This is a genomic window from Candidatus Thiosymbion oneisti, assembly GCF_004359955.1.
Lineage (GTDB): Bacteria > Pseudomonadota > Gammaproteobacteria > Chromatiales > Chromatiaceae > Thiosymbion > Thiosymbion oneisti.
Map to the genome: position 1 here is coordinate 115,390 of NZ_SMSC01000009.1, position 18,370 is coordinate 133,759.

Sequence of the window (18,370 nt, forward strand, 5' to 3'; positions counted from 1 at the left end):
TCGACAAACAAGAGGAGAAACGACGAATCACGCGAATCCTCACGAAATTGTCATCCCGAACCGAAGGGAGGGATCTTTTTCACGCCGATTCGCGCGCTTTGTCGTTTTCTCTTCCGCATCCTGATCGACCACGATAGGCGGTCAGCAACTAACTTAATGGCATTGGGCTCATCACTCGTATTTGCAGGGATCTCGATCAGATCAGGATCATTCCACAACTCTTGGGCTGTATAGAAATCAATCCCATGCTTTTCGAGATTAGGCCTACCCTTGCTTTCATCGAATTCAAACTTAATCATGAGTAAAACTTATACCCTTTTACTCATAAAGCAACTTCAGATAATTCTTGACGGCTAACGGTAAGCTCAGCGGCGCGAGCTCACGAGCGTCCGCTGGAGCTTTTTGTTAGGGCAGATGTCTGTTCAGCAATTGCAAGTAGCGAGCGGAGAGCCTCGTTAACTGACGCACTGTCCGGAAATACGTGTGCAACATCCGAGTCGAGGCGGATAATATTCGATCCTTCAGCCATCCGAGCAACATACTTACCTCGTTCTAAGCCGTCTGGGAAGTCATCAAGGGTATACTCATCGCGAAGTTCATCTGTGTCATTATGCTCTTTCATAGATCTTCTGCTCAGTCTTAGTTGCGGGACGGGCACTGATAATCCGAATGCAATCAAGCCGTTCAGCGTGTGCGACGACCAACAAACGTCCACGATCAGATATTCCAAATGTCACCCAACGTTGTTCGCCAAGCGAATGGTCGGGGTCAGCGCCCGTAGTAGCAAGTGGATCTCGGAAGACGGTGCTAGCTTCTTCGAAGGTAACACCGTGTTTTTTGCGATTTGCTATCGCCTTCTGCTCATCCCACTCAAATTCCATCCTACGAACTCGAAATCGGACAATATTTGCTGTGGTAAATGCCCTAATGGCTTGGCTCAGGCGCCCAATGCCGCGTGGCACTGAGCTTGAAAATTACCGAGGAGCCGGACCGTGGTATTGGGTTGCTTGTAGCCGAATGTTAGGCGAATGAGGTGTGAAAAACGACCCGTCAATTGAGCCTGGCCCCTTTTCCCGGTTATACCTTGCTTGATTAGCTAAAACTCTCAATTTTCTCCCTGCACAGTTCTTCCGTTAATTCTTTCAGGTGATTTACACGCTCAGCTAGCCAATCAAGCTGCTCTTTTGTAATCGTATAACTTGGTTTGTAACGTGCATCCACATAAGCTTTACGCAACAATTTAAACCGCTCTTTCTCCTCTTCCGTAGCTTTAGGAAAAACGGACAAAAATTTTGGCTCGATGCTTGCCACTCTTTGAACTAGCTTTTCTAAATCATGAGTACTTGGTTTATAGCGAGTAAATACAAGCAATATAGTACCGTAAAGCCTCTCTGTTACTTGATGCAAAAGAAACGCTGCATTTTTGTAGTTGCCGCGATTGTATGGGGACTCAAAATCAATAAAGTATTCAACTGCACTATTGTACCAATACCCAAAATCTTCTTCCGCTAGTTTTTTGCGCTCCAGCCCAGTGATCTCATTTGGCTCTGCCAATTCAAATTTCCCTGAGTCGTACAGAAGAATGCCTTCACATAAAATATCAATATAAAAGTACTGACTTTTTCTCAGTCGGCGGTTGATAAACCGAATATCTTCTGCAATTAGGCTGACAGGGGTTCGGTGAATGGTTTTAGTTAAACGCTGAATAAGTTGACTATTTTGCTCGATTTTACTGGCTTGACGGGGTGTTTCGGTAATAATAAGAAGATCAAAATCACTTTGATAGCGATAGAGGAGCGTTTCCAGGTCAAGATCTTCTACCCAGTCACCACGGGCATAACTACCAAATAAAATGAGCATATCGAGATCAATTTCTTCTCGAATGATCTCGATAGCTCTTTGTAATTCCTGCTGTTTTTGTTCAGGAAGGTGTTCAAGGGAGGTTTTCATTCTCTATATCGGAATATCGGGGACAGACCCTGAAGTATCCCCACAAATCAGCCTCTGGCTCCCACGCTCCAGCGTGGGAGCAAATCCAGACGCTCCAGCGTCATGAAACCTTGGCCGCTGGAGCGGCCACAACGGCATTCCCACGCTGGAGCGTGGGAACGAGCCACATAACCTTAGCATGCGGTTGCAGAGGCTAAAGTTATCTAGACCCTAAGCTACATTTGCAGTCAAAGCCATTGTTTCATCATCAATTTTCTGTAGTGCCTTTTGAATGTGATGTACTTCATTTTCTTCAAACAGAGCTTCTCCACATTGGGTACACACCCACGCGGGGATCGACTCCCATGAAATATGGTAACCGTTTCGATCAACGTTAAATGGCGCATTTCCTTTGACCATTCTGCCTTTACAATGAAAGCATTCCATATTCTACCTCCGAGATTTAAAATTGGCCGACCATTGGTCAGGTGCTGGTAAGTATGCTGTAATTATAGCCAAATATTCAGTTTTTAGCGCACAAACAACATGGATGGCGCGATTATGTTTGGCATGATAAATCAAGCAGCTTTCGCCTCTTCTATCTTCGGGGTATTCTTCAATAATTTCGCCGTATAATACTGCGTCTCTTACTTCTCCATCAGTAATTATCCTATCTGGGCGAGACATCTGTTTAATTGCATGTGGCAAGAAAAGTATTTTCTTGTTAGCCGATGAGATTATTTTCTGCTTCATGCGTTCATATCTTATTGTTTTGCCTAACGGCTTGGCTCAGGCGCCCAATGCCGCGTGGCACTGAGCTTGAAAGTTGCTGAGGAGCCGGACCGTGGTATTGGGTCGCTTGCAACCGAATGTTAGGCGAATGAGCTATGAAAAGCGATCCATCAATTGAGCCTGGCCCCTTTTCCGAGCCCAATTGGCACCAGACCGCTACGGCATCGGAACCGGTTATTGTGTTCATCGTAGGCGTACGGCGAATTTTATGTTGTGCACCGGAGTAATTTAAGGCTCGTGAAAGCCGGATAACACACGTATTAGTGATCCACGCTGCATCCACCTTACCGCCGATTAATTTCTTGACTTCGGCAGCAGTGCCTTTTGGATAAGCCTTCTGCATCACTTCAAAAGAAGGTCGAGATGCAATCATAAACCAGTCCCCTGTAAAGCTGCCTAGTTGCCAAAAACCACCTCTTGGATGCAGTCCGCAAAATATGTAGAACTGCGAGCCGTTGTCACAGCATCATTGTACAGACGTTCGATTTCTTCTGGAGATAGATTTGAGTTCTCCACTACAATCCAAGCCTGTTGGTCGAAAATTTTAGACAGATTTTTGTAGTCAAAATCCGTTTGCTCATTTGTTTTTTCGGCTCGCCTGAGTAAATTACCCATGCACACAAGAATCATGTAGGCTTCTCTGCCATACGCATGATCGGATGGACGCTTCGTTTGCCCCATGCCAGTGGACACGGTTATAGCCACAGCTGGAGCGAGGACGGCTAAACCTAGGAACCACTGCCGGTGTTTTAGTCGTATCATGATAAAAAACAGGAAGTTGACGGATAGATTAGAATTGTACCAGCTTTGGCTGTCAAAAATATGAAGTTGATATGGACCCCATATCAAGGACAAATTTTCCGCAATCAAAACCCGGTAGGTTGGGGTGAGCTTGCGAACCCCAACAGATTGTTGTATTGAGCCAAAGATGTTGGGGTTCGTTCCTCACCCCAACCTATGCGGGCTTTTTTTGGGGCTAGCTAAAGCTTTCAATTTTCTCTTTGCACAGATTTTTGGTTAGCTCTTTCAGTTGACTTACGCGCCCAGCCAGCCATTTCAATTGCTCATTTGTAATTGAGTAGCTGGGTTTATAGCGAGCGTCTACGTAAGCCTTACGCAACAACTTGAAAAGTTCTTTTTCTTTTTCAGCAGCTTTGGGGAACACTGACAAGAAGCGAGGATCAATACTGGCGACACGTTGGCCTAGTTTTTCAATATCGTGCGTGCTTGGCTTGTAACGGGTAAAAACTAGCAATATTGCACCATAAAGCCTTTCTACCATTTGGTGTAGATTGAACGCAGCCTCATTATAATCTTCCTCATTGATACAGAAGTTGTATATTTTTTCGAGCCTACACGCTTTTCCATACCAATATTCAAAGTCAGCCTCAGCCAACTTCCTTCTTTCTGAAATGAGTATCTCAATAGGCTCTGCAAGCTCAAATTTCCCTGAGTCATGCAAAAGAATACCTTCTCGCACAATATCAATATAAAAATATTGGCTTTTCCTCAGTCGCCGATTTACGAACTGGATATCTTCGGCAATCAAGCTGATTGGAGTTCGGTGGATAGTTTTGATCAAACGTTGAGCAAGTTGATTATTTTGCTCAATTTTGCTGGCTTGGCGAGGTGTTTCGGTAATAACAAGAAGATCAAAATCGCTTTGATAGCGATAGAGAAGCGTTTCTGGGTCAAGATCTTCTACCCAGTCACCACGGGCATAGCTGCCAAATAAAATGAGCATATCGAGATCGATTTCTTCTCGAATGATCTCGATAGCTCTTTGTAATTCCTGCTGTTTTTGCTCAGGAAGGTGTTCAAGGGAGGTTTTCATTCTCTTATGATAATCCCTTCGTCTCTTTAATGCCTGGTTGAAGAATACAAGTTAGCCGCCAGACGTAGAACGCCTAACGTCCCCCATAAGCCGAGCCATACTGCGCCATGAAAATGTTTCAGGATTGAGTTGAACTCGATGCGCAGTATGGCGTCAGCTTGATGGGCGTGTTAGGCGACTTTTTCATTGGCTAGAAACTTAATTGAGCCTGGCCCCTTTCCTACTTTTCTACTCCGGCTTTAACGATCAAATCCTAAAGCAAAATCAAGTGCTGCCTGAAGCTGTTTCATTTTGATTAAACTTAATTTTGTGATAAATGAGCCGATCTTGGCCTTTGACACTGTTTGAATATGATCGAGATTTATAGCGCAATTATTTTTCATCCCATCTTTTCTGTTTAAAATAACTTCTGACGGAATATCTCGTATCGTTGAAGTTACAGGAGCTACAGTTATTTCGCCAAGAAACTCAATAGCAGAATCTCTTGTGAGTATAACAACAGGTCTTTTTTTATCTGGACTTTGAAATTTATACCATCTGACTTCACCACGCTTCATTATCGCACCATACTTGTTCATTTTCTAAGTCGCTAAATTCTCCTGGTGTTACAGGGTACTTCAAATATCCCTTTCCGTGCTTTTTCTCCAAATCCTCCACTTTAGTATCGACCAATTCAATATTCATCAATACATATTCCTTCTGAATATTTTTTAGTTGGTCAAGCATGGGAATAAAAAATCCATCTTTAACTTTTTTTGCTTCGACAAGCATATGTACCTCTCTTTGTTGGCTCGCACTTCCTCGAAGATTCTTAGAATGCAGCAACCTTTAGCCGGTTCACCACCTAACAGGTAGTAGACGGCGAATCGCCGTGTTTAAGTACGGCGAAACGCCTTATATACCACAGCTATTGCTTCTTTTTCAAATTCATGAATATCTCCATCAACGCACCTGGGAGCCTGTCTGACTTACGGGAAAAAGGGGGATACCTCAGGGTCTGTCCCCTATTCTCTCCTCGTTATGAGTTTACTGTATTTACTCAATTTGAACATAACGGTGGCATAACCCAATGCCATTGTTGCGCCTTTGTGGTAGGTCATTAGGTGATGGTGGACAACCGAGGCTGAACGCGCCGTAACCCGACATCCCAGGCTGGCTCCCATCATCGTCTGTCGGGTTACGGCGCGCGCCAATCCTGTGACCCAACCGAACACCGAAGCACGCGCCTAACCCGACCTACCACGACCAGCGGCCGGCAGCTAACTTAATGGCATTGTGGCATAACCTGCACCGTGCCTACCCACGAACTTTCCCCAAAGCAGAACGGTCGTAAGGGAATCTCACAGCGATTTGTCCAGTCCCTTGATCTTGAAGCTCAGGGAGCCGGTCGGGCAGATATCGACGCAGAGGCCGCAACGGGTGCAGTCGGCGCCGATGTCGGTATCAAGCGTCTTCGCCCGGCCACGGATGGTCACATCCAGGACATGCGGCACCATGCAGATCTTGCGGCAGTCCCCCTCATGGTGACAGCGCTGCATGTTGTACTGTACCCGTAACGGCGACAAGGTCCCTACCAGTCCGTAGGTGATGCCGATGGGGCAGACGTAGCGGCACCAGGCGCGGCGGGAAACCAGCACCTCGAAGGCCAGCAGGGCCAGGACCCAAAGCAGGGCGATGCCCGGACCATAGATCAGCGCGCGGCTCAATATTCCCGTTGGGGAAATGGTCTCGAATACCGTGTAACCGGTGAGCAGGGCGAGCAACGCGAAGATGACGTAGAGGAAGATGCGTACACCACGGTGGAACCGCATATCCCGGACCAGTTTTTTCTCCGCCAGTTTGAGATGGAGCGCCTCGGCCCATTCGGCGATCAAGTGGTAAGGGCACACCCAGGAACAGAAGGTGCGGCCGCCCAGGAGCAGCCAGAGGACAAACACGGTGACAGTGCCGATGACCAGATTCAGCACCAGGTGCTTGTAGGCCAGCATGACTTGCAGCGCGGAGTTCAGGTCCGCCATGTGAAATCCGACGAAGCGGGAGGCGGTCAGTGCACCTTCCACCAACTGGACATCGAAATAATAGGAGACAACGAACAGTAGATTGATGACGATCAAGGTGATCCAGCGGCGATTTCGCCATTTGTGCCGATCATGGGCAAGTGCCCTTGCTTGCTCCGCCTCGCGCAGCTTCGCCTTGGTCAGCTTTTCCTTGCGCTTTTCGGCATAGACCGCAACCACCTCGGGCAGACGCTCGTCCGGCGAGGGTTTCGACGGCCGCATACCGATCAGTTGGTGCAGGGATTCGACGATGTAGCTCATGATTCGCTCGGTTCCCTTTCCTCGTGATCGCAGCAAGATGTATCGTAGATTGCGGGCACCTCCCGAACCGAACCTAATCGCAGTGCCATCTTCGTCAGCATGGCCACGATCCTAAGGAGCAATGCTTCTCCTTCATAATAGTCTTCCTGACTAATGGCTCCCCCAACTTAGAAGTACATCCTGAATTGCTGCGCATTCCAGGGTCGAACCACATGCAATGCCGAAATAGCGCCCTTGGTCCGGTGCAGTGAATTTCCCATTTCCTTCGGCAACATTGAGTGGAATCGACTGGGATGCTCGCAGTAATTGGTCGCGTGCATGCCGATGGATTCCCGTCAGATCATCGGTACGAGCATACACCCAGCGGATGTATTCCAACGAAAGCCGATAAACATCCAATTTCTGATGGCTGAAGCTCATTGTGAAATTTGGCCTTTTCGATCACGATCACGACTGCGATCACGATTACGGCTTCGCTGAGTGAAGAAGGTCAAGAGAAATCCGCTGTCTCATTGATGTCCACCACAATGGCGGCGGGCTCGGGCGGGCAGATCATCTCGCACACGCCGCAGCCGACGCACCCGTCCTCCACGCTCGGGACGGCTCCCTTTCCCTCGGGTACCAGGCGGATCGCGTGGCGTGGGGGGCATTGATTCGGGTCCCCCGACGGCGGCGTTCCGGCCTCGCACTGGGCGATGCGGATCTCGATGGGGCACTGGCGCACACAAAGGTCGCAGCGCTCGAGATCGTATGGGTGCGCCGCAACGGGGATGGGGGTCCAGCGGTCTATCGCTTCGTAGCGCAGCTTGCCGGAGAAATCCGGCCCCCGCGCCTGGCCCTTGAAGCCCTTGCCCTGGGCCGCCAGACAGGCCGCGGGTCGAGCCAAACGCGCGAATCCCATGCGCGCCTGTGCGGGATAGTCGATCTCGTGGGTCAATGCGCCCGTGGGGCAGGCGAGCACGCACTGGAGCCCATCGCAGGAGAAGTCACAGGCCTGAGCGCGGGCGTCGAGGTAGGGTGTACCCACCCCTATACCATCGAGGAGATCGGCGAGCTTGATAGCCTCAACCGGACAGACCTGGACGCACTGGCCGCACTTGATGCAGGAGGCTAAAAACGCTTTCTCCGCAAGCCGGTCCTTGAGTGCGCCCGGCGGGCGCAAACGTGCGTTGGCGTTGCCCGCGAGGGGGATTAAAGCTGTCAGCGAGGCGGTGCTGAATCCGACGGCAAGCACGGAGGTGCGCAGGAATTCACGCCGGCTTTGCTCGCGGCGTTTGGGGGACTGGGCCGGTCGTTTGTGTGGAGGCTTGGGTTTGGTCTGTTCGGTCATGGTGCCGATCAATCCCGCCCGAGAGAACGCCGCAGGGCCTCATAGGCGTCGAACTCATCCGCTGACGGCACGCTTTTGGCCTCGGCTTTGTCGCTTTCCCCCTCGTCTTTAACCCCCGCGCCGGCCAGCCCGGCCCCGATTCCGACCACGCCGGCGACTCGGGTGTCAGCGAACCTCAGGGGCTTATTGTCCCGCACCAGCAGATCCGGGGGGCTGAAGGGGGCAAGGCGTTCCAGGAAGTCGATGACCTCCAGCATGGGCGAGCCCGTGAAGAACTGGGCCGCCGGCACGTCCATCCAGAGCCGGTCCGCGTAGGCGTAGAGCTCATAGGGGGTGTCGCCGATGCCGTCGCCGTTGCGGTCGAAGCCCTGGTAGTCGTCCCAGTAGTTGCCCTCCCAGCGGTTGCGGTTGGCGCTCTTGCCGCCCCCCACGACCATCTGGGTAATGTTGCCCTTGAAGCGGTTTCCCTTGAAGACGTTACCCTGCCAGTCGTTGAGCCAGCGTACCCCGACACCATTGTAGGCGATTAGATTGTCGATGAAACGGTTGGTGGTATCCGGCTGGTAAGGCGAGACGTCCAGATAGAGGCCGGTGGCGCAGTAGAGGACACGGTTGCCCGCGATGGTGACATCGGAGGTTTCCTTGAAGCCGATTCCTATGCCGGTGGAGCCGGTGGCATTGGCGATCAGGTTGTTTCGGACCTCGACCCCATCGCTGTACATGAGGAAGATGCCGACCGTGTTGTCCTCGTAGTGGTTGTCTTCCACCCGGTTGGTCCGGGAATACATGAAGTGCAGCGAGTAGCGGCCCTTACGGGCATCGTTGCGGGCGATGAGATTGTCTTTCGAATACCAGACCACGGTGTCGCGGGCGTCGCGGATGACATTGTCGGTAATCCGGTTGTCGAAGCTGTACCAGAGCCGGATGGCGTCTCCGCGCACACCCAGATCCACGGGCTTGGAGGAGATACGGTTGCGCCGCACGATGTTGTGATCGGACTGCTGCAAGTCGATACCGAACAGGCAGTCGTCGATCCGATTGTCCTTGATCACGTTGAAGCTTCCGCGCACCTGCACGCCGGCATCGATGTCGTTGTGGGAGTCGCCGGAGTTGGTCAGGCGCAGGCCCTTGAGGATAGCGCCGTCGGTATCGAGCAGGACAACCGTACCCTTGCCGCCGCCGTCGATGGTGACCTGGCCGCGACCGTCGATGGTGATCGGTTTGTCCACCACCAGCGGTCCCGCATAGGTCCCAGGCTCGGGTGTCAACACGGCGCCCTCATCCGCCGCGTCGACCAAAGGTTGGAACGGCGGGAGTCCCGCCTGCGAGGCCTGAATCCGGCAGGCGCCTGCGCAAACGATAAGAAGCAACCGCAAATGAACGCGAATGAACACGAATAAAGAAGCAAAATCGCGTTCTTTGAACATCATGATTATCTATAATTTTGTGTTCACGCACGGTGGGTGCTGCGAGATTTCGTAACGAACTTACGCAGAGCGTCATAGGATGCATTCCCACGCAGAGCGTGGGAACGAGAACACCTTGGTATCCTTCGCGCCTTGCCGGTTCAACCGGTCTCGCGCAATTGCTTGCGCCGCAGCAGGGCCACTACGCCCAGCACCGCGGAGAGCAGCAGCATCAGACCAAAACCGATGTAAGGATAAGAGTGGGTCGAGAACTGGGCCACTTTGCCGTCGCCGAAGACGGTAGGCATGAAGGGCTTGACTGTGAAGGCGCCCAGGTCGTTCAGGTTGTGGCCGTACCACCAGAGCCAGGCGGCGTAATCGATCACGAAAAACAGCGGCAAGGTGATGGGGACGAGAATCATCAGCCAATAGAGCGGTCCACTGCTCCGGCGCGCGCCCCAGAGCAGGAGCAGCATGGCGGCGATAAGACCCCAGAACACAACGTGACCGGCAGCGGACATGGCGCGCCCCATGGGTGCGATCTGGGCCGGGTCGTTGAAATAGCGCCCAAGGCTGGTCTCATAGTGCCACTGCATGGTCTGGGCACCGCTGCCCGTCCAGTCGAGGCGCTCAGCGACCGGACGCCGTTCCTGGGACTTTTCAAAGGCCGAGCGCAGGTTGGCGATCAGACGCGCCTTCTCCGATTGCTCAGCGGCGGCAGTGCTCTTGACCGACTCGGTGGGTTGTTCTCCCTGAGCCACTGCCAGCTCCGCCTTGAGCCGGGCGATCAGGGCCTCGCCGGCGGACAGCCGGTGCTCCTCCCGCACCTCCCTCACATCCTGACCCAAGGTGGTGACCAGCGCGGTCAAATAGCCCGTATTCTGGAAACGCAGCCCATCCTCTCCGTAGTGCGTGAGTCCCATCCAGACCAGGATGCCGGCGCAGCCTACCCCCATGACGATCAGTCGAGCTCTCATCCACGGCATAACGAACCCGATGAGCATCACCCCGAAGAGAGACAGGATAAAGGGTGAGAAGGCACTCTCGACCACCCCCCCGGCGGCGATGGGATACATGCCGATATAGTGGTTGATGGTGTCCATCTCGTGGACGCAGTCCAGGGCTTGCTCCTCCGTGATCTCGGTCTTCCCGACCTTCCTGCAACCGTTGAACACGCCGTTCATGTGGAAATGGATGCGCACCCCGTCCGGGAATGCCTCCGGGGGATAGTTGGGCGCTGTGAGCGACACCCACCAGATGGGGGCGTAGTAGATCGCGGCCAGCAGACCCACGCCCACCAGAGCCAAGGCAAAGAGCAAGGGGGTGCGTTTATCGGAGACCAGGTTGTCGCTCGGGGTTCTCATAGGGGTGGTACTGCGGTGGATAGGAGTACCCGATTGGCGATGCCCTGCCCCGCCGGCGAGAGACGTTACCGCTGTTATCGGTACTTCGGTAGGGGGAGAAAATCACTCGAAGTCCGGGTTCTGCCAGTCCGCGGATTCGGCAAGCTGGTCCTTCGGTACCGGCTGCCAGGAGACATAGTTGATCACCGCTTGCATGTCCTTGTCGCTGAAGCCCTTGATCTGCTCGACCATGTCCGGGTTGGCGTTGCGGCGTTTGCCGTCGCGGATCCACTCGAACTGGCGCAGCATGTATTTATAGTGCTGGCCGTTGATCCGGGGGAAGAGCTTCTCCTTATCGCCCATCCCCGTCTCACCGTGGCACTTCACGCAGTTGTCCTTGTAGAGCTTCTCGCCTTGGGCATACTCGGGGGTGTCCGGTCCCCAGGGACCCTTGCCCCACTCGGGGTTCATAGGCAGCTTTTCGATGTAGGCCACCACATCCGCCAGGGCCTGGGCATCCCCGATGGCTTTGGGCAGGGCGAAGGGATACATGGTCGGATTGTCCCGATTTTGGGCACGGATGTCCGACAGCTGCTTGATCAGGACACCCCGGTACTGGCCGGCGAGCTGCGGGAAAGTACCGTCCGGAAGCCCCCAGCCCTCGGGAAGGTGACAGGCGGAGCAGACCTCGTAGACATCCATGCCGTTCTCCAGGTCGGGGGTGAGGCCCAGGGCCTTTTCCTGCTCCCCGCCCCCCTCGTTCCAGGCGTAGGCGGTACCCGCCAGGAGGGTGGCCGCGGCAACGACAGCGGCCCGGTTCGCAAATGTCTTCATCGGATACCTCCAAATATGGCAAAGAGCGTAGCCCGTTGGCCGCAGGAATCGGCGTGTCTTGCCCGGCAATACCGGCTCGATGCATCAAAAGTAACAAGCACTGAATGCTGCGCCTTGACCTCCATCAATCTGCAACCGACTGAAAATTTCAACTACTCCAAAGTTGCCAGCCAATCCGCGATAGCCCGCATCTCCTCGTCCGAGACCAGGTGCATGATACCCTTCATGGCAGCGGTCTGGCCGTGGTTGCGCGCGCCGCTGGCGATGTCCTTCATCTGGTTGTACGCGTAGTCCGCGTTCTGGCCAGCGAGCTTTGGGTAGATCGGCAGGATGGGCGTTTTTGCATCCTTGCCGTGGCAGGCGACACAGGTCTTCTTGACGTAGAGCTCAGCAGCGTCGAGGGCGAAGGCGGATGTCGGAAGGTTTGCGGTGAGGGCGATCAGAACGGCAACGGCGGACTTTTTCAGTGGTTTCATTTCCCAACCTCTCGTTTGCGGCTAACGGCTTGGTTCAGGCGCCCAATGCCGCGTGGCACTGAGCCTGAAAGTTGCTGAGGAGCTGGACCGCGGCAGTGGGTTGCTTGCAGCCAAATGTTGGGCGAATGAGCTGTGAAAAACGACCCATCAATTGAGCCTGGCCCCTTTTCTCCTTTTCTCGCTTTTTCTTCGCAGTTTGCGTCCGAACGAGCACCTCGTTAGGCATTTAATCAAGTTGATTCTCATCTTTGGGTAGCGAAATCCCCATCGCCTTTGCCCGCTTTTTCCACATGCGCCGAGCGTATTGTTGCATGTCAGCTGTCTTGTCGCTTTCATCCATTATCTCCAACCCGAGCAGGGTTTCCAGGATATCTTCCATGGTGATAATGCCCTCCATGCCTCCGTATTCATCGATGATTACCATGATGTGCGTTCGCTGGTGCAGCACTTCATCAAATGCATCAGATAATGAGGTTTTGTCTGATAATGTATGCAGATCACGTCGATGGGTTTCCAAGGTGTTGTCCGTATTGCCGCGTGCCTGTGCCAGTAACAGATCATCCTTTAGCACAAAGCCGGTTAACACTTCGTCGTTTTCGGCATAAACCGGAATGCGAGAGAAGCGAGAGTCATAGTGTTTATCGAAATACTCGTAGACCGTCAACGATTCGGGTAATGAAAACACAACCGGGCGCGGCGTCATCACATCAGTGACCTGCGTTTCGTGCAGCAGGAACATGTTTTTCAGGATGCGTGATTCTCGCTCTTCCAGTTGACCTTCCTGCTCCCCGAGGTCGGCCATAGCGGCAAACTCTTTGCGGCTGAAGCCTTCAATTTTCATATCTCGAGAAAGACCGCGCGTCAGTAACTCAGACAGCATTACAAAAGGGTACAGCGCCCATACCAGGAACTTGAGCCAGTGCGCCGTCATGCTTGACAGCCCACGCCAGTAAGTCGCGCCCAGTGTTTTAGGGATAATCTCCGAAAATACCAGGATCATCAGCGTCAGGATTGCAGATATCAGTCCCACCCATGTTCTGCCAAACACCACGGCTGCCTGCGCTCCGGCACCAACAGCACCCACTGTGTGGGCTATGGTGTTAAGTGTCAGGATCGCAGCCAGCGGCTTGTTGATATCCCCCTTGAGCTCGCGCAACAGTGTACCCGAGCTTTTGTCTTCCTGTTCAAGTACGCTGATATGAGCCGTAGTAACACTCAGCAGTACGGCCTCTGAAATCGAGCATATAAACGAGAAGAGTAAGGCGATGGCCACATAAACGATGAGTAAGGTCATTCTGGCAAGATAATAGTATTTGGTTGCCTAACGTTTCGCTTCACCGGCGCGAGCCGCGCAGCGGCGAAGTGTCCAAGTGTAAGCGATTGTTAGGCATTTTGTTTCACCATTTCTACCAAAATCCCAACAATCTTGGTAGTGTTTGCAATATGATATTCTTGTAAATCAATACAAGCCGTATTATCCTCGTATTTTAAAAACTTCCATGTATTTCCTGTTGTTACTGCACCGTATATAATTGGTAAATGCAAACCCTCTTTATCGTTGAATATGTTTGATGCATACATTTCTGCTATACATTGCCCTAACCCACCAGCAATATACTCATTTTTTGCTTCAACAACAGTAATGATAGGGGCGCTCATATAAAACTGCTCCTGTGACTTGCTGATAATAAAATCACAAAAACCGGTTAGGCTTTTTTCTTTATCAACATCGAGGTTAACTCCGGAAAAGAAGCTGATTTTATTATCTAGTATCCTCCTAACTTCCAGCAACACGTTTGCAATTATCAGCTCTGAACGAATCTTTTCAGTTCCAACAGCCATAGCAAGTGGCACATTGTATTTTAAGGTGGTCAACAAATAATCACTAATTTGGATTTCTTGTATATAGGAAAACAAATCTCTATCTTCAATCACATTTACATTGAGTTCTTCCTTGACTCTTTTTAATGTGAAATCACTATATGACATAGACTTACCTACTCAATTTTGGCCGCACCTAACGCCGCCATTAAGTTAAGCGTTGCCGGTCGGCAAAGCAAGAAAAAAACCACGAATCATGCGAATCCTCACGAATGGATTCGCGCCGATTCGCGCGCTTCGTCGTTTTCTCTTTCGTATTCCGACCCACCACGACAAGCGGCCAACAGCTAACTTAATGGCATTGCCTGACAGTTAGGCTCCGATTATGCCGAAAAGATTCAGAATTTAAGCGGATTTGAGTGCTTGTTCTAATTCCTTTCGACTGATGCTATCTTCTTCGCGTCTCTCTTCAATAAGCTCCCAAAAGGAAGCATCACTTCCCAATTCCAGTTGTTCTTCATCTATTCCAATAATTAATGCTACTGGGTTACCTTCACGAGTAATAACGAGACGCTCTTGTTGAGCTTCCTCAATACAAGCATTCAATGTGGCATGCTCAAGTCCGAAAGTTTTCATAATATATCCTCCGTCGTCTTGTGCGGTAGCTTATGTCGGATGGCTCGAATAGTTACAACGGAAATCTCCTCATCAACATCGTAAAAAGCACGGTATTCTCCTATCCGTAATTCCCAAATAGGATCAATATATTCCCATGGTGGTGTTAACCCAACAATCACTTTCCGATTACGAGTCTGTTTAGTGGGTTCATGCTTTAGTTGTGCTTCAATGCTGTTCAATATTCGCGGGCATTCATGTACCCGTATGTTTTTTAAGTCATTTACGACTCCTTTTGCATATTCAATAGTAAACATGTTCTATCGTGATCTCTCCCTTGCGCCTAACGGTTTGGCTCAGGCATCCAATGCCGCGCGGCACTGAGCTTGAAACTTGCTGAGGAGCCGGACCGCGGCATTGGGTCGCTTGCAGCCGAATGTTAGGCGAATGAGCCGTGAAAAACGACCCATCAATTGAGCCTGGCCCCTTTTTCTCGTATGTGATTGTTAGCCTATTTAAGCCGCCTCTAAAGAACGTACAGAAAGAATATCATTTTCTGCTATTGGCCGAACGTCTTCGACCTTCAATGTTAATAGAACTCGTGTTTTACCTGACCCATTAACAAACTCTACTTCGATACCATCTGGTTCATATGTTTCTACGACAGCTCCTATATCACCAGATTTTATTCCGTAACCTGGCATATTCCGCTGTAGCACTACAGTATCAAGAAGTTTTATCTTCATCTTCCATCTCCTGGGTATGCTGTTATAAATCTAGGTAAATCTTCATTGCCTTTGCTACTTCGACTTACCTTTCTTCTCTCCTTCTTTTAATCCCTCTTCTTTACCCTTTTTCTCTCCAAGTTGAATCCCTTCATTTAACCCCTCTTTTTTGCCTTCATGATCAGACAAATGTCCTCCGAACCCTTTACGGTGACTTTTTGTTGCTTGCTTAATTTGACTTCCATTGCGTGGCCTTTTATAGAGGGGCTAACGCCAGCATTCAGGGACGCACAGCAAAGCTGAGCGTCCCCTGCAACGCATTGTTGGGCGCATTCGCTACGAATTGGAATCCCCCTTGCAATACCGCAGTAGCCCGAACGCAGGATTTAAAAACATTAACCTGCATGTTGACCTGAGATACCTCGTAAACCTCTGGCTCAACAGCTTTCGCTTGGTTTTCTTGGAACCAAGCAAGCACATCCGTGAGATGCCACAACGATGGCTTTCCTTCGTGAATGGGTTCCGGGAACGAAGCCCCCTTGCCTTGAATGAGCTGCCGAATATATTGCCGTGACACACCGAAAAGATCGGCAATATCAGTGACACCTACGAAATCTGGCGTTGCCTCGACCAGCTTAGCATCAGGAATAGCCCGCTGCACATCCTCAAGAGCACTGGAAATAGCTGCTAGTGCTGACTCTGATTCACGGGTAAAGCTCAATGAGATACGGCCATTTTGACCAATACCAACAACAGCGTCTTCACACCCCGCCTCTGCAAGAGCCCCTAGATACTGCTCAGGATCTTCGCACGCCTCTCCAAGGCGATACTTTAGTGTGAACTCATAGTCTTTCATGAGTCTTGCTCCTGATCGGACAAGGGCATTACACAGTTATCCGCAACCCGCCGAAGCTGTTTCGCATGATTTGCAGGGCTTTTTGGCGTGCTCCAGATGCTGGTAATGCAAAACTCACCACAACGACAATCTCTGCTGTGGTAAGGGCAAAACATCTTGCCCCAAGCGTGACCACCACCGACATCAACTCGCCAACCCCTTGACTCCGCGTATTGCAACGCTGCTTCAACATCCTTCTTGGGGTGTGCCTTTCTGGGCATAAGCCCTCCTGAATATGACTCTCACATTCTGGAGTTTGCACACAAAGTTGTCAACTGACAATAGATGCCTAAACGATGCCACGGCTACCCCACCGACCCAAGCAGCGGTTGCTTTTGCGTCAAACAAAATGGATGTCCTTTTGTTGTTCTTGTTGCTTACTTAATTTGACTTCCATTGCGGGACCTCTTATAGAAGGGCTAACGTAAAGTTGAGGGGTACGGGCCAACCCAGGCTGGCCGAAGCCACTCAACTTTGATCCACGCAGTACACCAAAAAGGTGCCGCGCTTTCACCTGCGTCCCTCTCGAACGCCTGGTTAGGCGCTCCCAAGCTCCAACGCAGCCCGTAGAGCTCGGTTGAGTTCAGATAACTTTTTATGAGGTAGTGAACCGACATGATTCGTAAGAACAGATTTAGGAAGACTGACCAGTTCATCACAGTGAATGCTGCTATCATGTTTTAGGCCGTGTTCCACTCCAACCGGTACCTGCGTGGAAAGCCCATGATATGCACTATAGATAGGCGCACAGATAACCGTTGAGAACCTGGAGTCAATCAGGACTTGACGGCTCACAACGACAAACACTCGTGACCGCTTTGGATCGCGGGCGGAAGGGTGAGGGACTCGATATAAATCACCTCTTTTCAAGGGATGACCTGATAGTCAAGAATGTCTTCCGCTTCTCGATTCAACTCTTCAGCGTGGCGATCCAGAATCTTAAGCTCATCATTCGTAGAGCGATGAGTGATAAAAAAACAGCGGAGCGCTTCTGCTATTAGGGCAGAGCGTTCTTCGGGTCGAGGTGCTCGCTGATCAAGCTCAGCAACAAGCTCATCGGGGAGAGTGATAGAAGTCTGAACAATCATAGGACGCACTGTAGAGTAAAGGCCCGGATAGAGCAATCATGAAAAAGCCTAAGGTCGCAAATCACTGGCATTTATACTAAGCTAATATCAATATTTCGGTTTTTCATTCAACCGATGATTTCAAAATTCGCCGTCAGCAATGACTGCAGCTCGCAATGGTATTTGCGGGAATTCTGGAAGAACGCTTCATACGCGCTTCGGAATTCATCAAACGTTTCGTAATAGGGCACCTTGAAAAATTCAAAATGTTTTTGTGGAGCAGGGATGTCCTGCCATGCTCACGTGCGTAACCATATGATAGTTAAGGCGTTTGAAAATCACACTTTGTGGTCATCGTCGTGAAAAGCATTGAGTATGGGATTTTTCAAGGTCCCCAATACTGATTGGACAGGACTTTCTGTTTAAAAAATTTCCATAATCGCTCAATCAAATTCAGATTCGGTGCATACGGCGGGAGGAAAACGAGCTGGATGCGGGAGGTTTTCAAGTACTCTTGAACCGCTTTGGAGCGATAATAGCGAGCGTTGTCACAGATAACATAAACCTGGATCCGTGAGATAAAATCCCAGGATTTGGTCTAACCTCATGATTTTAATTGATATTCCAGAGATCGGCTACTTCACCTCCTGGGTGAGTCCAAAAATGAATGAATTTTTCCTCTATCCTATTGTTCTATAAAGGAATTACTCTATAAACAGTTCATTTATCTCACGGATTCAGGATAAATGCAAGCCGCCAGGGGATGGATGGCTTCGAGTTGCTGGAACAGGGCGATGGTGGAGTCGGCATTGATGGTGTCGTCGAAACGGACCACCGGCTCCAGCCGCTCCAGGTCGATGGCACCGTTGATGTTGACGCGCCGCCGCCCGGTATTGGTGGGGACCTCCCATTCCTCGCCGCGCTTGATCCAGCCCCCGGCCAGCACCGGATTGTGCTGCGGATGCGTGGCATCCATGAAGTAGAT

28 protein-coding genes are annotated in these 18,370 nt (G+C 51.0%); all 28 read right to left on the reverse strand.

From position 1 onward, the window contains the following. Positions 1 to 50 precede the first annotated feature (50 nt). Positions 51 to 299, reverse strand: coding sequence for a BrnT family toxin (locus tag E1958_RS06895; RefSeq protein ID WP_133511232.1), 249 nt, complete (start codon positions 297 to 299; stop codon positions 51 to 53). 80 nt (positions 300 to 379) lie between these two features. Next, positions 380 to 622 (reverse strand): hypothetical protein, encoded by a 243-nt coding sequence (locus E1958_RS06900; protein ID WP_133511233.1) that lies wholly within the window; start codon positions 620 to 622, stop codon positions 380 to 382. Beyond that, positions 609 to 881 (reverse strand): BrnT family toxin, encoded by a 273-nt coding sequence (locus E1958_RS06905; RefSeq protein WP_133511234.1) that lies wholly within the window; start codon positions 879 to 881, stop codon positions 609 to 611. The genes E1958_RS06900 and E1958_RS06905 overlap by 14 nt, the downstream gene beginning before the upstream one ends. A gap of 211 nt (positions 882 to 1,092) precedes the next feature. After that, positions 1,093 to 1,950, reverse strand: coding sequence for a HEPN domain-containing protein (locus E1958_RS06910; RefSeq protein WP_133511235.1), 858 nt, complete (start codon positions 1,948 to 1,950; stop codon positions 1,093 to 1,095). Between the two features lie 210 nt (positions 1,951 to 2,160). Further along, the gene (locus tag E1958_RS06915; protein ID WP_133511236.1) at positions 2,161 to 2,376 is read right to left on the reverse strand and encodes a YgiT-type zinc finger protein; all 216 of its coding nucleotides are present in this window, start codon (positions 2,374 to 2,376) and stop codon (positions 2,161 to 2,163) included. A gap of 3 nt (positions 2,377 to 2,379) precedes the next feature. Continuing rightward, complete coding sequence (locus E1958_RS06920) at positions 2,380 to 2,682, reverse strand: DUF4258 domain-containing protein (RefSeq protein ID WP_133511237.1); 303 nt, start codon at positions 2,680 to 2,682, stop codon at positions 2,380 to 2,382. Between the two features lie 4 nt (positions 2,683 to 2,686). Next, positions 2,687 to 3,094: a hypothetical protein gene (locus E1958_RS06925; RefSeq protein WP_133511238.1), complete on the reverse strand. Its 408-nt coding sequence runs from the start codon at positions 3,092 to 3,094 to the stop codon at positions 2,687 to 2,689. Positions 3,095 to 3,117: 23 nt separating this feature from the next. After that, a complete protein-coding gene (locus E1958_RS06930; protein WP_133511239.1) occupies positions 3,118 to 3,570 on the reverse strand; it encodes a hypothetical protein in 453 nt (150 codons plus the stop codon). 127 nt (positions 3,571 to 3,697) lie between these two features. Next, positions 3,698 to 4,555 (reverse strand): HEPN domain-containing protein, encoded by an 858-nt coding sequence (locus tag E1958_RS06935; protein WP_133511240.1) that lies wholly within the window; start codon positions 4,553 to 4,555, stop codon positions 3,698 to 3,700. A 239-nt stretch (positions 4,556 to 4,794) separates the two neighbouring features. Further along, on the reverse strand, positions 4,795 to 5,112 hold the full coding sequence (locus tag E1958_RS06940; RefSeq protein ID WP_089726465.1) for a type II toxin-antitoxin system PemK/MazF family toxin: 318 nt from the start codon (positions 5,110 to 5,112) through the stop codon (positions 4,795 to 4,797). Beyond that, positions 5,099 to 5,326, reverse strand: coding sequence for a hypothetical protein (locus E1958_RS06945; RefSeq protein ID WP_089726463.1), 228 nt, complete (start codon positions 5,324 to 5,326; stop codon positions 5,099 to 5,101). Before E1958_RS06945 ends, E1958_RS06940 begins: the two co-directional genes overlap by 14 nt. A 569-nt stretch (positions 5,327 to 5,895) precedes the next feature. Then, entirely contained in the window at positions 5,896 to 6,873 is a 978-nt protein-coding gene (locus E1958_RS06950) for a NapH/MauN family ferredoxin-type protein (protein ID WP_133511241.1), read from the reverse strand. A 150-nt stretch (positions 6,874 to 7,023) separates the two neighbouring features. Beyond that, a complete protein-coding gene (locus tag E1958_RS21925) occupies positions 7,024 to 7,293 on the reverse strand; it encodes a four helix bundle protein (protein ID WP_207787811.1) in 270 nt (89 codons plus the stop codon). Positions 7,294 to 7,363: 70 nt separating this feature from the next. Further along, complete coding sequence (locus tag E1958_RS06960) at positions 7,364 to 8,203, reverse strand: 4Fe-4S binding protein (protein WP_133511242.1); 840 nt, start codon at positions 8,201 to 8,203, stop codon at positions 7,364 to 7,366. An 8-nt stretch (positions 8,204 to 8,211) separates the two neighbouring features. Further along, on the reverse strand, positions 8,212 to 9,474 hold the full coding sequence (gene nosD, locus E1958_RS06965) for a nitrous oxide reductase family maturation protein NosD (RefSeq protein WP_243725241.1): 1,263 nt from the start codon (positions 9,472 to 9,474) through the stop codon (positions 8,212 to 8,214). Positions 9,475 to 9,770: 296 nt separating this feature from the next. Then, positions 9,771 to 10,973, reverse strand: a complete 1,203-nt coding sequence (locus tag E1958_RS06970; RefSeq protein WP_133511244.1) for a hypothetical protein — start codon at positions 10,971 to 10,973, stop codon at positions 9,771 to 9,773. Between the two features lie 102 nt (positions 10,974 to 11,075). Beyond that, on the reverse strand, positions 11,076 to 11,786 hold the full coding sequence (locus tag E1958_RS06975; protein WP_133511245.1) for a c-type cytochrome: 711 nt from the start codon (positions 11,784 to 11,786) through the stop codon (positions 11,076 to 11,078). A gap of 152 nt (positions 11,787 to 11,938) precedes the next feature. Next, complete coding sequence (locus E1958_RS06980) at positions 11,939 to 12,262, reverse strand: c-type cytochrome (protein WP_089728522.1); 324 nt, start codon at positions 12,260 to 12,262, stop codon at positions 11,939 to 11,941. 226 nt (positions 12,263 to 12,488) lie between these two features. Further along, a complete protein-coding gene (locus E1958_RS06985; RefSeq protein WP_133511246.1) occupies positions 12,489 to 13,556 on the reverse strand; it encodes a CNNM domain-containing protein in 1,068 nt (355 codons plus the stop codon). 89 nt (positions 13,557 to 13,645) lie between these two features. Further along, positions 13,646 to 14,251: a hypothetical protein gene (locus E1958_RS06990; RefSeq protein ID WP_133511247.1), complete on the reverse strand. Its 606-nt coding sequence runs from the start codon at positions 14,249 to 14,251 to the stop codon at positions 13,646 to 13,648. Positions 14,252 to 14,488: 237 nt separating this feature from the next. After that, on the reverse strand, positions 14,489 to 14,719 hold the full coding sequence (locus tag E1958_RS06995) for a hypothetical protein (RefSeq protein WP_133511248.1): 231 nt from the start codon (positions 14,717 to 14,719) through the stop codon (positions 14,489 to 14,491). Then, entirely contained in the window at positions 14,716 to 15,015 is a 300-nt protein-coding gene (locus E1958_RS07000; RefSeq protein WP_133511249.1) for a type II toxin-antitoxin system RelE family toxin, read from the reverse strand. The genes E1958_RS06995 and E1958_RS07000 overlap by 4 nt, the downstream gene beginning before the upstream one ends. A gap of 198 nt (positions 15,016 to 15,213) precedes the next feature. After that, a complete protein-coding gene (locus E1958_RS07005; protein ID WP_207787809.1) occupies positions 15,214 to 15,444 on the reverse strand; it encodes a DUF4926 domain-containing protein in 231 nt (76 codons plus the stop codon). A gap of 259 nt (positions 15,445 to 15,703) precedes the next feature. Further along, on the reverse strand, positions 15,704 to 16,279 hold the full coding sequence (locus E1958_RS07010) for a helix-turn-helix transcriptional regulator (protein ID WP_243448451.1): 576 nt from the start codon (positions 16,277 to 16,279) through the stop codon (positions 15,704 to 15,706). 576 nt (positions 16,280 to 16,855) lie between these two features. Beyond that, complete coding sequence (locus E1958_RS21930; protein WP_133511251.1) at positions 16,856 to 17,188, reverse strand: type II toxin-antitoxin system PemK/MazF family toxin; 333 nt, start codon at positions 17,186 to 17,188, stop codon at positions 16,856 to 16,858. Further along, entirely contained in the window at positions 17,185 to 17,406 is a 222-nt protein-coding gene (locus tag E1958_RS07025) for a hypothetical protein (protein ID WP_133511252.1), read from the reverse strand. The genes E1958_RS21930 and E1958_RS07025 overlap by 4 nt, the downstream gene beginning before the upstream one ends. A gap of 364 nt (positions 17,407 to 17,770) precedes the next feature. Next, complete coding sequence (locus tag E1958_RS07030; protein WP_341765484.1) at positions 17,771 to 17,965, reverse strand: transposase; 195 nt, start codon at positions 17,963 to 17,965, stop codon at positions 17,771 to 17,773. A gap of 144 nt (positions 17,966 to 18,109) precedes the next feature. Continuing rightward, positions 18,110 to 18,370: transposase (locus E1958_RS07035; protein ID WP_243725242.1), on the reverse strand; the 261-nt coding region annotated here is incomplete at its 5' end.

Bases quoted from the DNA above. Each gene is read 5' to 3' on its own strand.
- E1958_RS06900 (WP_133511233.1), bottom strand. From the start codon at position 622: ATGAAAGAGCATAATGACACAGATGAACTTCGCGATGAGTATACCCTT.
- E1958_RS06970 (WP_133511244.1), bottom strand. From the start codon at position 10,973: ATGAGAACCCCGAGCGACAACCTGGTCTCCGATAAACGCACCCCCTTG.
- E1958_RS06995 (WP_133511248.1), bottom strand. From the start codon at position 14,719: ATGAAAACTTTCGGACTTGAGCATGCCACATTGAATGCTTGTATTGAG.
- E1958_RS06935 (WP_133511240.1), bottom strand. From the start codon at position 4,555: ATGAAAACCTCCCTTGAACACCTTCCTGAGCAAAAACAGCAGGAATTA.
- E1958_RS06920 (WP_133511237.1), bottom strand. From the start codon at position 2,682: ATGAAGCAGAAAATAATCTCATCGGCTAACAAGAAAATACTTTTCTTG.
- E1958_RS21925 (WP_207787811.1), bottom strand. From the start codon at position 7,293: ATGAGCTTCAGCCATCAGAAATTGGATGTTTATCGGCTTTCGTTGGAA.
- E1958_RS06940 (WP_089726465.1), bottom strand. From the start codon at position 5,112: ATGAAGCGTGGTGAAGTCAGATGGTATAAATTTCAAAGTCCAGATAAA.
- E1958_RS06950 (WP_133511241.1), bottom strand. From the start codon at position 6,873: ATGAGCTACATCGTCGAATCCCTGCACCAACTGATCGGTATGCGGCCG.
- E1958_RS07000 (WP_133511249.1), bottom strand. From the start codon at position 15,015: ATGTTTACTATTGAATATGCAAAAGGAGTCGTAAATGACTTAAAAAAC.
- E1958_RS06925 (WP_133511238.1), bottom strand. From the start codon at position 3,094: ATGATTGCATCTCGACCTTCTTTTGAAGTGATGCAGAAGGCTTATCCA.
- E1958_RS06905 (WP_133511234.1), bottom strand. From the start codon at position 881: ATGGAATTTGAGTGGGATGAGCAGAAGGCGATAGCAAATCGCAAAAAA.
- E1958_RS06985 (WP_133511246.1), bottom strand. From the start codon at position 13,556: ATGACCTTACTCATCGTTTATGTGGCCATCGCCTTACTCTTCTCGTTT.
- E1958_RS06960 (WP_133511242.1), bottom strand. From the start codon at position 8,203: ATGACCGAACAGACCAAACCCAAGCCTCCACACAAACGACCGGCCCAG.
- E1958_RS06945 (WP_089726463.1), bottom strand. From the start codon at position 5,326: ATGCTTGTCGAAGCAAAAAAAGTTAAAGATGGATTTTTTATTCCCATG.
- E1958_RS06910 (WP_133511235.1), bottom strand. From the start codon at position 1,950: ATGAAAACCTCCCTTGAACACCTTCCTGAACAAAAACAGCAGGAATTA.
- E1958_RS06915 (WP_133511236.1), bottom strand. From the start codon at position 2,376: ATGGAATGCTTTCATTGTAAAGGCAGAATGGTCAAAGGAAATGCGCCA.
- E1958_RS07005 (WP_207787809.1), bottom strand. From the start codon at position 15,444: ATGAAGATAAAACTTCTTGATACTGTAGTGCTACAGCGGAATATGCCA.
- E1958_RS07025 (WP_133511252.1), bottom strand. From the start codon at position 17,406: ATGATTGTTCAGACTTCTATCACTCTCCCCGATGAGCTTGTTGCTGAG.
- E1958_RS06990 (WP_133511247.1), bottom strand. From the start codon at position 14,251: ATGTCATATAGTGATTTCACATTAAAAAGAGTCAAGGAAGAACTCAAT.
- E1958_RS07010 (WP_243448451.1), bottom strand. From the start codon at position 16,279: ATGAAAGACTATGAGTTCACACTAAAGTATCGCCTTGGAGAGGCGTGC.
- E1958_RS06895 (WP_133511232.1), bottom strand. From the start codon at position 299: ATGATTAAGTTTGAATTCGATGAAAGCAAGGGTAGGCCTAATCTCGAA.
- E1958_RS06975 (WP_133511245.1), bottom strand. From the start codon at position 11,786: ATGAAGACATTTGCGAACCGGGCCGCTGTCGTTGCCGCGGCCACCCTC.
- E1958_RS06980 (WP_089728522.1), bottom strand. From the start codon at position 12,262: ATGAAACCACTGAAAAAGTCCGCCGTTGCCGTTCTGATCGCCCTCACC.